This is a genomic window from Clostridia bacterium, from assembly GCA_019683875.1.
GTDB lineage: Bacteria > Bacillota > Sulfobacillia > RBS10-35 > Bu92 > Bu92.
In genome coordinates, this window is record JADGHN010000078.1 from 1 (window position 1) to 8089 (window position 8089).

General features: G+C 71.5%; 8 protein-coding genes. 3 read left to right on the top strand and 5 right to left on the bottom strand.

Features of this window, described 5'->3' with window-relative positions:
- From IRZ18_07065 to IRZ18_07085, 5 genes are all read right to left on the bottom strand, one after another.
- The coding region (locus IRZ18_07065; GenBank protein MBX5476860.1) for a competence/damage-inducible protein A at nucleotides 1-637 on the bottom strand (637 nt) is incomplete at its 3' end.
- Nucleotides 638-691: 54 nt separating this feature from the next.
- Nucleotides 692-2233, bottom strand: coding sequence for an AAA family ATPase (locus IRZ18_07070; protein MBX5476861.1), 1542 nt, complete (start codon nucleotides 2231-2233; stop codon nucleotides 692-694).
- Complete coding sequence (locus IRZ18_07075; protein ID MBX5476862.1) at nucleotides 2230-2769, bottom strand: hypothetical protein; 540 nt, start codon at nucleotides 2767-2769, stop codon at nucleotides 2230-2232. The genes IRZ18_07070 and IRZ18_07075 overlap by 4 nt, the downstream gene beginning before the upstream one ends.
- A 132-nt stretch (nucleotides 2770-2901) precedes the next feature.
- Entirely contained in the window at nucleotides 2902-3270 is a 369-nt protein-coding gene (locus tag IRZ18_07080; GenBank protein MBX5476863.1) for a DUF1634 domain-containing protein, read from the bottom strand.
- The gene (locus tag IRZ18_07085) at nucleotides 3267-4127 is read right to left on the bottom strand and encodes a sulfite exporter TauE/SafE family protein (GenBank protein ID MBX5476864.1); all 861 of its coding nucleotides are present in this window, start codon (nucleotides 4125-4127) and stop codon (nucleotides 3267-3269) included. The genes IRZ18_07080 and IRZ18_07085 overlap by 4 nt, the downstream gene beginning before the upstream one ends.
- Nucleotides 4128-4216: 89 nt before the next feature.
- Between IRZ18_07085 and IRZ18_07090 the strand changes: the two genes are divergently transcribed.
- From IRZ18_07090 to IRZ18_07100, 3 genes are all read left to right on the top strand, one after another.
- The gene (locus IRZ18_07090; protein MBX5476865.1) at nucleotides 4217-6535 is read left to right on the top strand and encodes a DEAD/DEAH box helicase; all 2319 of its coding nucleotides are present in this window, start codon (nucleotides 4217-4219) and stop codon (nucleotides 6533-6535) included.
- Entirely contained in the window at nucleotides 6532-7863 is a 1332-nt protein-coding gene (locus IRZ18_07095) for a ribonuclease H-like domain-containing protein (GenBank protein MBX5476866.1), read from the top strand. The genes IRZ18_07090 and IRZ18_07095 overlap by 4 nt, the downstream gene beginning before the upstream one ends.
- Before the next feature lie 41 nt (nucleotides 7864-7904).
- Nucleotides 7905-8089, top strand: a 185-nt coding sequence (locus IRZ18_07100) for a hypothetical protein (GenBank protein ID MBX5476867.1), incomplete at its 3' end; no start/stop codon positions are given.

Genomic DNA, 8089 nt, shown 5'->3' on the forward strand with positions numbered 1-8089 from the left:
AGCGTACGCCGCTGGCGGAGGGGCTGCCAGCCCCGAGCGTGGCGGCCACGCGCTCCGCGATCACGCTCTCCCCGTAGCCCGCGACAAAAAGCCGGCGCGTGGGCGGCGCCGCCGCCTCGGGAAAGCGCGCGCGCCACAGCGCCATGACATGGTTGCCCATGGGGATGAGTTCGCGCGGAGGGCCGGGCAGCACGACGATCAGGACGCCGCGCTCCTCGAGCCAAAACCCGGGAGCGGTGCCGACGTCGTTCGGAAGGGGCGACGCGCCCTCCGGCAGGTCCGCCTGGCGGAGCACCCCTGCGGAGAGCGGCAGGCCGCGGTGGCTGTACAGCGCGCGCAGCCGCGCCTCCGCCTCCGCATGACGGACGAGCGGCCGCCCGGCGGCGCGCGCCACCCCGTCACGCGTGACGTCGTCCGGCGTGGGACCCAGGCCGCCCACCACGACGACGACGTCCGCCTCCGACGCCGCCCGCGCGACCGCTTCGGCAATCCGGGCTTCGTCGTCCGGCACGACCCAGCGGGGACCCGGCTCCAGCCCGGCCGCCAGCGCCCAGCGGGCGACCTGCGCCCCGTTCGTGTCGATCACGTCGCCGCGCACGACTTCGTTGCCGACGGCGATGACGGCCACGTTCGCCACCGGTCCACCTCCTGCGGCCTGTCGGGATCCGCGCGCGGCCCGCAATCCCGGCCGCTACGCCGGCGGTTCAACCGCGGCCGCGGCTTCGGGCGCGGCGCCGTCCGTCCCTGAAGTCGCGGCCGCGAGCCGTTCGCGCAACTCGTGGCCCGACATGCTTTCGTTCTCAAGCAGCGCGGCCGCCACGTCTTCCAGCACCGGCTTCCACTCGGCCAGGCGGGCCACGACTTTCTCCTCAAGCGAGGATAGGATTTCCGCCACGACTTCGTGCTCGAGCGCCCGCGGCAGGCGCTCGGGGTCTACGATCCCCAACCGGGACATTCCGGAGCTGATCATGACGTGCGCCAGCCGCACGGCCTGTTCGAAGTCGTTCCCCGCGCCGGTGCTGCGGTTTCCGAAAACGACCTGCTCCGCCGCGGAGCCGGCGAGGCACACGCAGATGTCCCGCTCCAGTTCCTCCTTCGTGTACAGGTACTGGTCCGCCTTGGGCGCGCTGCGCACATAGCCGAGCGCCTGGCCGCGCGATGTGATCGTGACGCGCGCGACGGACCCGGGCAGCAGCCACTCGCCGACCAGCGCGTGGCCGGCCTCGTGGACGGCGATCCGGCGCCGCTCCTCCGGCTCCGGCCGGCGGTCCAGCTTCTCGCCCATGATCACCTTGTCGATCGCCTCGAGGAAGGCGGCGTGCGGAATCTTGTCGAGGCCTCTCCGCATCGCCCAGATGGCCGCCTCGTTCGCGAGGCTTTCCAGGTGCGCCCCGGAGAAGTTGAACGTTTCCCTCGCGATCTCGTCGAGGTCGACATCGTCGGCGATCGGCTTGTTCCGCGTGTGCAACTCCAAGATGCGCCGCCGGCCCTCGCGGTCCGGGAGGTCCACCTTCACGATCCGGTCGAAGCGGCCCGGCCGCAGGAGCGCGTCGTCGATCAGGTCGGCGCGGTTGGTCGCGGCGATGACGAGCACGCGGACGTCGTCGTCGATGGACATGCCGTCCATTTCGACGAGCAACTGGTTCAGGGTCTGGTCGTACTCCAGGTGGCTCTGGTGACGGCCGCGGCGCCCTGCGATGACTTCGATCTCGTCGATGAAGATCACCGCGTTCTGGCCCGCGGCGCGCGCCTCTTCCCGGGCGCGGCGGAAGAGCTCGCGCACCCGCTGCGCGCCGACGCCCGCGTACATCTCGATGAACTCGCTGCCGGAAGCGGCGATGAAAATGCTGTTCGTGTAGTTGGCGGCCGCCTTCGCCAGCAGGGTCTTGCCCGTCCCCGGCGGTCCGGTGAGCAGGATTCCCTTCAACGGCCGGATGCCCAGGCGTCGCACCCGATCCTCTTGCTTCAAGAAGTCGAGCGCCTCAAGCATCTCCTTCTTCGCCGACTCCTGGCCGCCGACGTCGTCAAAGGTGACGGCCGGCGGTCCCGCCTCGGCCGGCGAGACGACCGCGAAGCGCCGCGGGAGGCCGGGGAGCGGCATGGACCGCACGAACAGGTACGCGACGGCCGCCAACGCGACGAACGGAAGCAGGTTGATCCCCTGCAGGTACAGGAAAACGACGGCGGCGAGCGCGCTGCCGATGCCGACTTCCAGCCATCGCTGCCGTCTCACTGCCCCGCTCTCCCTTCCGTGGCCTGCCGCCGCGGTAGCACCTCGTAAAGGTACGCGTTCCCCGCGCGCAACTGGACGAAAAGGCGGTCCGAATCGACGTACACCTTGGCGCTGTCGAGCCCGAGTTCCTTCGCCGCCGCTTCGACGCGCGCCACCATGTCCGTGAAGCGCCCGGTGGCGAGCCCCTCCTGAATGATGGCGTTCATGGAGTAGTAGTCGTCGACGAGCTTCTCGTTGCGGCGGTCCTCGACGCGGATTTCATACGGGCGGCCGGCGAGCACGTCGTCCGCGGCCTGGCGGATCTCGGCGTAGGTTTCCATGAGGTTGGGCACGGGGTCGAGGCGCACGTCGACGACGATCGGATCCCGCGACGTGTCGACTTGAACCGACCTCACGCCGGCCACCGCGGCGATCCGGTCGTGAAGCGGGCGGTCGATGCGCTCCACGGTGAACACGTACTGCGCGCCGATCAACAGCGCCAGAACGATCGCCATGACGCCGATGACGACAGGAGCACGGACGCCCAACGGCCTCATGGCGCACCTCCCGGCGGGTGTAAGTCAACATAATGTCGTCCCCGATTATAACAGAGCGAAGCCACGGCGCCGCCATGGACGATTCCGCCAGCATGCCGATGGAACGGAAAACCGCGCGCGCCCGGCGCCGGCTCACCGCATGCCGAAGAACGGTCCCACCGCCGCGACGATGAGAAGAACGAGCACGACCGCCGCGACGAACGCGAAATGAACGTCACGGCGGCGATAGAATTCGACGAGCGCGGCGGCCACGCCGGCGAACGGCGTGAGAACCAGAATGGCCAGGGCCACGGCGATCCAGCCGGACGCTCGCATCGCGAGCAGGTCCCGCCAGATGGACGCGAAATCGGGCTCCGGCGCCAGGTCCGGCCGCCCGGCGAGCAGGGCCCAGAGGCACGTGCCCACGAGCGCAGTCACCGCCACGCGCCGGCCCGCCGCGATCACGCGCGACACCGCCTCGGCGACCGCGGCATCGTCCTGACGCTGTGCTTGACCGTTCATCCCACCATCCCCCGCCACGCCTCCACGAACACCTGACCGGCCACGGCGAGGAGCAGGAGGGCAAAGATCCAGCGCAGCGCAGGCGCGGGCAGACGAGACTGCAGCCAAGCGCCGCTGCGCGCGCCGGCCGTGACGCCCAGCGCGCCGAACCCCGCCACGATGGGGACGAGGTCGCCGCGCGCCGCGTAGACGAAGGCGCTGGCCGCGCCCGTGATGCCGATCATGAAATTGCTCGTGGCGGTGGCCGCCTTGATGGGCACGCCCATGACAAGGTTCATGACGGGGACTTTGATCGTCCCGCCGCCCACGCCGACGAGGGACGACAGCACGCCGGCCAGGCTGCTCAGGCCGACGCCGAGGGCAATGCACCTCGCCCGCCACGACACGGCGCGTCCTGCCGCCGCGTCCCAGTAGCGGCCGTGCAAGCCCGCGGCTGGCGGTTCAGCCTCTGTAAGCGCGGCGGCCGTTTCCGACCGCGGCGCGTCCCGGTGCCGCACCATGGACACGGCCGTGTACGCCGCCACGAGCGAGAAGATGAACGCCAGGGTGCGCGGCGAAAGCCAGCCGGCCAGCCACGCGCCCGCCAGCGCCCCCACGGCGGTCCCGGTCTCCAAAAGGAGGCCGAGGCGCACGTGCGCGATCCCCTGGCGCAGGTACACGCTGCTGGCGCTAGTGGACGTGGCGATGATGCCGACGAGGCTGGCCGCGACGGCGTGCCGGATGGGCAGCCCGAAGCCGAGCGTGAGAAACGGGACCAGGAAGATCCCGCCGCCGAGCCCCAGCAGCGCGCCGAACGCCCCTGCCAGGTACGCGACGGCCAGCAGTGCGAGCCAGTGTACGAGCTCCGTCGCAGGCATGTCCCCATTATACGCCGCGGCCGGCAGGATCGGCAGGGCGAAAGGCGAACAGACGTACGCGTCGAACGGAAAGGACGGCTTCGGAAGTCGTGAACCTGTCGCAGTTGCTTGAGACCATCGCCGCCAGCCCGGACCTGACGCGGCGCATCACCCGATGGGAGCGGATTCCGGCGCGGCCGGCGAGGCCGTCGCCCTGGCCGGAGGACATGGACCCGTCCCTGCAGGCCATCCTGCGCGAGCGGGGCATCTCCGCCCTGTACAGCCACCAGGGGGAGGCGTGGCGCTGGGCGCGCATGGGGCGCAACGTCGTCGTGGTGACGCCGACGGCCTCGGGGAAAACGCTCTGCTACAATCTGCCGATCCTGCAATCCCTCATCGAGGATCCGGAAACGCGCGCGCTGTACCTGTTCCCGACCAAGGCGCTGGCTCAGGACCAGCGGGCTGACATGCAGTCCTGGCTGGACGCGCTCGGGCTTCCCGCCAAGGTCCACGTGTACGACGGCGACACGCCGCCGGAGGAACGGGCGGCGATCCGCCAGGCCGGGCAGCTCGTCGTGACCAACCCGGACATGCTCCACTCGGGCATCCTCCCGCATCACGCGCGCTGGGCGCGGCTCTTCCGCCACCTGCGCTTCGTCGTGATCGACGAGTTGCACACCTACACGGGCGTGTTCGGCAGCCACGTGGCCAACGTCATCCGCAGGCTGAAGCGGATCTGCGCCTTCTACGGCGCGTCGCCCATCTTCATCTGCGCGTCTGCGACCATCGCCAACCCGCACGAGCTGGCCGAAGCGCTCGTGGAGGCGCCGTTCGAGGCCGTCACGGAAAGCGGCGCGCCGCAGCCGGAGCGCCACGTCATCTTCTGCAACCCGCCCATCGTGAACGAGCGCCTGGGGATTCGCCGCAACCTGCTCCACGAGGCCCGGGATTGGGCCGTGCGCTTCTTGAAGAACGGGGTCTCGACCATCGTCTTCGCGCGCAGCCGCATGAACGTGGAGCTCCTGCTCAGGTACGTGCGCGACGCCCTCGGCCAGACGGCGCCCGGCCGCGCGCCCGACGTGCACGGGTACCGCGGCGGCTACCTTCCGGACCAGCGGCGCCGCATCGAGGCCGACCTGCGCGAGGGGCGCGCGTCCGGCGTCATCGCCACCAACGCGCTGGAACTGGGCGTCGACATCGGATCCCTGGAGGCGGCCGTCCTGGCCGGGTATCCCGGGAGCGTGAGCAGCACCTGGCAGCAGTGGGGCCGCGCCGGAAGGCGGCAAGGCCCGTCGTGTGCCGTGCTGATCGCCAGCTCGGGTCCCCTCGACCAGTTCATCGTCACGCACCCGGAGTTCTTCCTCTCCCAACCGCCGGAGGCGGCCCGGGTGAACCCCGACAACCTGCACATCCTGGTGAGCCACGTCAAGTGCGCCGCGTTTGAGCTGCCCTTCCGCCCAGGCGAGCCGTTCGGCGCCACCCCCGTGGACGAGATCCTTGAGTTCCTGGCGGAAGAGGGCGTGCTGCGGCGCACCGGCGGCCGCTACTACTGGATGGCCGAGTCCTTTCCGGCGAGCGAGGTCAGCCTGCGGTCGGCCGACCAGGAAAACGTCGTCATCATCGACCAGACCCGCGGCCGCCGCGTCATCGGGGAGGTGGACCGCGCGAGCGCCCCGCTGGTCGTCCACGAGCAGGCCATCTACCTTCACGAAGGAAAGCAATATCAAGTGGAATACCTTGACTACAAGGAACGAAAGGCCTACGTCCGTGAGGTGGACGTCGACTACTACACGGACGCCGACCTCGCCGTCGACCTGCGGGTGCTTCGCGTGATGGCGGGCGACGAGCCCACGGCTCCTCAAGGGGCCGCCGCCGCCGCTCCGGGCCGGGCGTGGGGCGAGGTGGCCATCACGCAGCGGGCGACCCTGTTCAAGAAAGTCCGGCTGCACACGCACGAGAACGTCGGGTGGGGTAAGATCGCCCTTCCTGAGGACACGCACCACACCACGGCCTACTGGGTGACCTTCCCCCATCAGGCGGGATGGACGCCGGAGCGGCTGGAGGGCGCCCTGTCCGGCGCGGCGTACGCCCTGCGCCACCTCGCCCCCCTGTACCTGCTCTGCTCCGTTTCCGACCTGGGCGCGGTGCCTCAGGTGCGCTCGCCCTTCACGGGCGTGCCCACAGTGTTCCTGTACGACCGTGTCCCGGGCGGCGTTGGCCTGGCGGAGAAGCTCTATGCCAGCCACCGCGAGCTGCTGGCCGACGCCGCCCGGCGCGTGGCCGAGTGCCCGTGCGCGGACGGCTGCCCCTCCTGCATCGGCGCCGACGCCCGGGAGTGTCCGGGGGCCAAGGCCGGCGCGCTGGAGTTGCTCCGCTTGGGCGAACGGTCGCGCGCGGTGCTCGCGCGGCACGGGAGGCACGCGCGGTGAGCTTGTACGAACGCCTGGAGGCGTTCCGCCTACGCAGAGAGGCGAATGCGGGGGGCTCTCCTGGCGAGGTGGCGACCGCCGCCCGGGAGCCGGGCGGCGCGCCTGTCGAGCGCGGACGGCGACCGTGGCCTTCGGGCGAACCGTCTCGCCGCGAGGAGCCCGCGGGCGGTGGCTGGCGAGCGCTGGGGCACGACGTCGCCTGCGTGTGGCACGGCGACGAGCTTGTGGACGTGCGCCTGACGTGGCGGGAGCCCCTGCCCCCACTCGCGCGCTCCATGGCGCACGGCGGCCGTGGCCCGGATCTGGGGCGGCTGCTGCCGGCGGCGAGACCGCCCGGCCTCGCGGAGCTTCCCGGCTCAATGGTATGGTTTGACCTTGAAACGACGGGGCTCGGCGGCGGCGCGGGGGTGCGCGCGTTTCTCGTCGGGGTGGCCCGCTTGGCCGGGGATGCGGTCGTGATCCGCCAGCACGTGCTCCCGGACCTCGACCGGGAACCGGGATTCCTGCAAGAGGTGGCGGCGGACCTGGACGAGCCCGTCTGGGTGACGTACAACGGGCGGGCGTTCGACGTGCCCCTCCTTCGGGACCGGTTCACCCTGCACGGGATCGGCGTGCCGGAGCCGAAAGCGGACCTGGACCTGCTGCCCGCCGCCCGGGCGGTGTGGCGCAGGCGGCTCGGACGCGTGCCGCTCTCCGCCCTGGGCCGCGACGTTCTGGGGCTCGACGCCGCCGGCGATCCGGGCGGAGCCGTCATGCCGGCGCTCTACGCCGCCTACCTGAACGAGGACGACCCGCTCTGGCTGGCCGACGCGCTGCGCCACAACCGGAACGACCTCCTCGCGCTCGTCGGCGTGACCCTGGAGTTGGCCCAGGCGCTCGCGGATCCACCGGCGCGCTGGCCGGTCGCGGACCTCATGGGGCTCGCCCGCTTGGCGGAGCGGTGGGGTCGCGTGGACGTGGCGTGCGCGGCCCTTGACCGGGCCCTCGTCCGGGCGGAGGGGCCCGGAGAACGCGCGGCCGTGCTCGGCGCGCTGGCACGCCTCCACAAGCGCGAGCGCCGTTACCGGCAGGCCGTCGAGCTCCTTGAGCGGGCCGTCGCCGAGCCTGCCCTCCCTCACCTCTCGCATCTCAAGGAACTGGCGAAGCTGCACGAGCACCGGCTCCGCGACGCCGAACGCGCCCTCGCCGTAACGGATCGAGCCCTGCGGCTGCTCGCCGTGCACGGCGGCTCCGCACGCTCCGTCGGCGATTGGGAACGGCGCCGCGCGCGCCTGCTCCGGCGCCTCCACCGGGGGTGGCCCCGCGACGGGCAGGAACTTCGGACATAGGCGCCCTCCCCCGCGCATACCTTCGGCGGGGGGTCACGCGCATGGGCCGACCGCTCTGGAGCGCCCTTGTCCTCGCCGCTTTCGCCGTCGCCGGGCTCGCCGGCGCGATGGCGGTGGTCCTTTGGCTGCGCGGCCCGGGCGCCGACCTGCAACCGTTGCGTTCAGGCCCGCACGCGCGGCCGGAGGTGGCGCTGACCTTCGATGTCGCCTGGGGCGAGCACCAGCC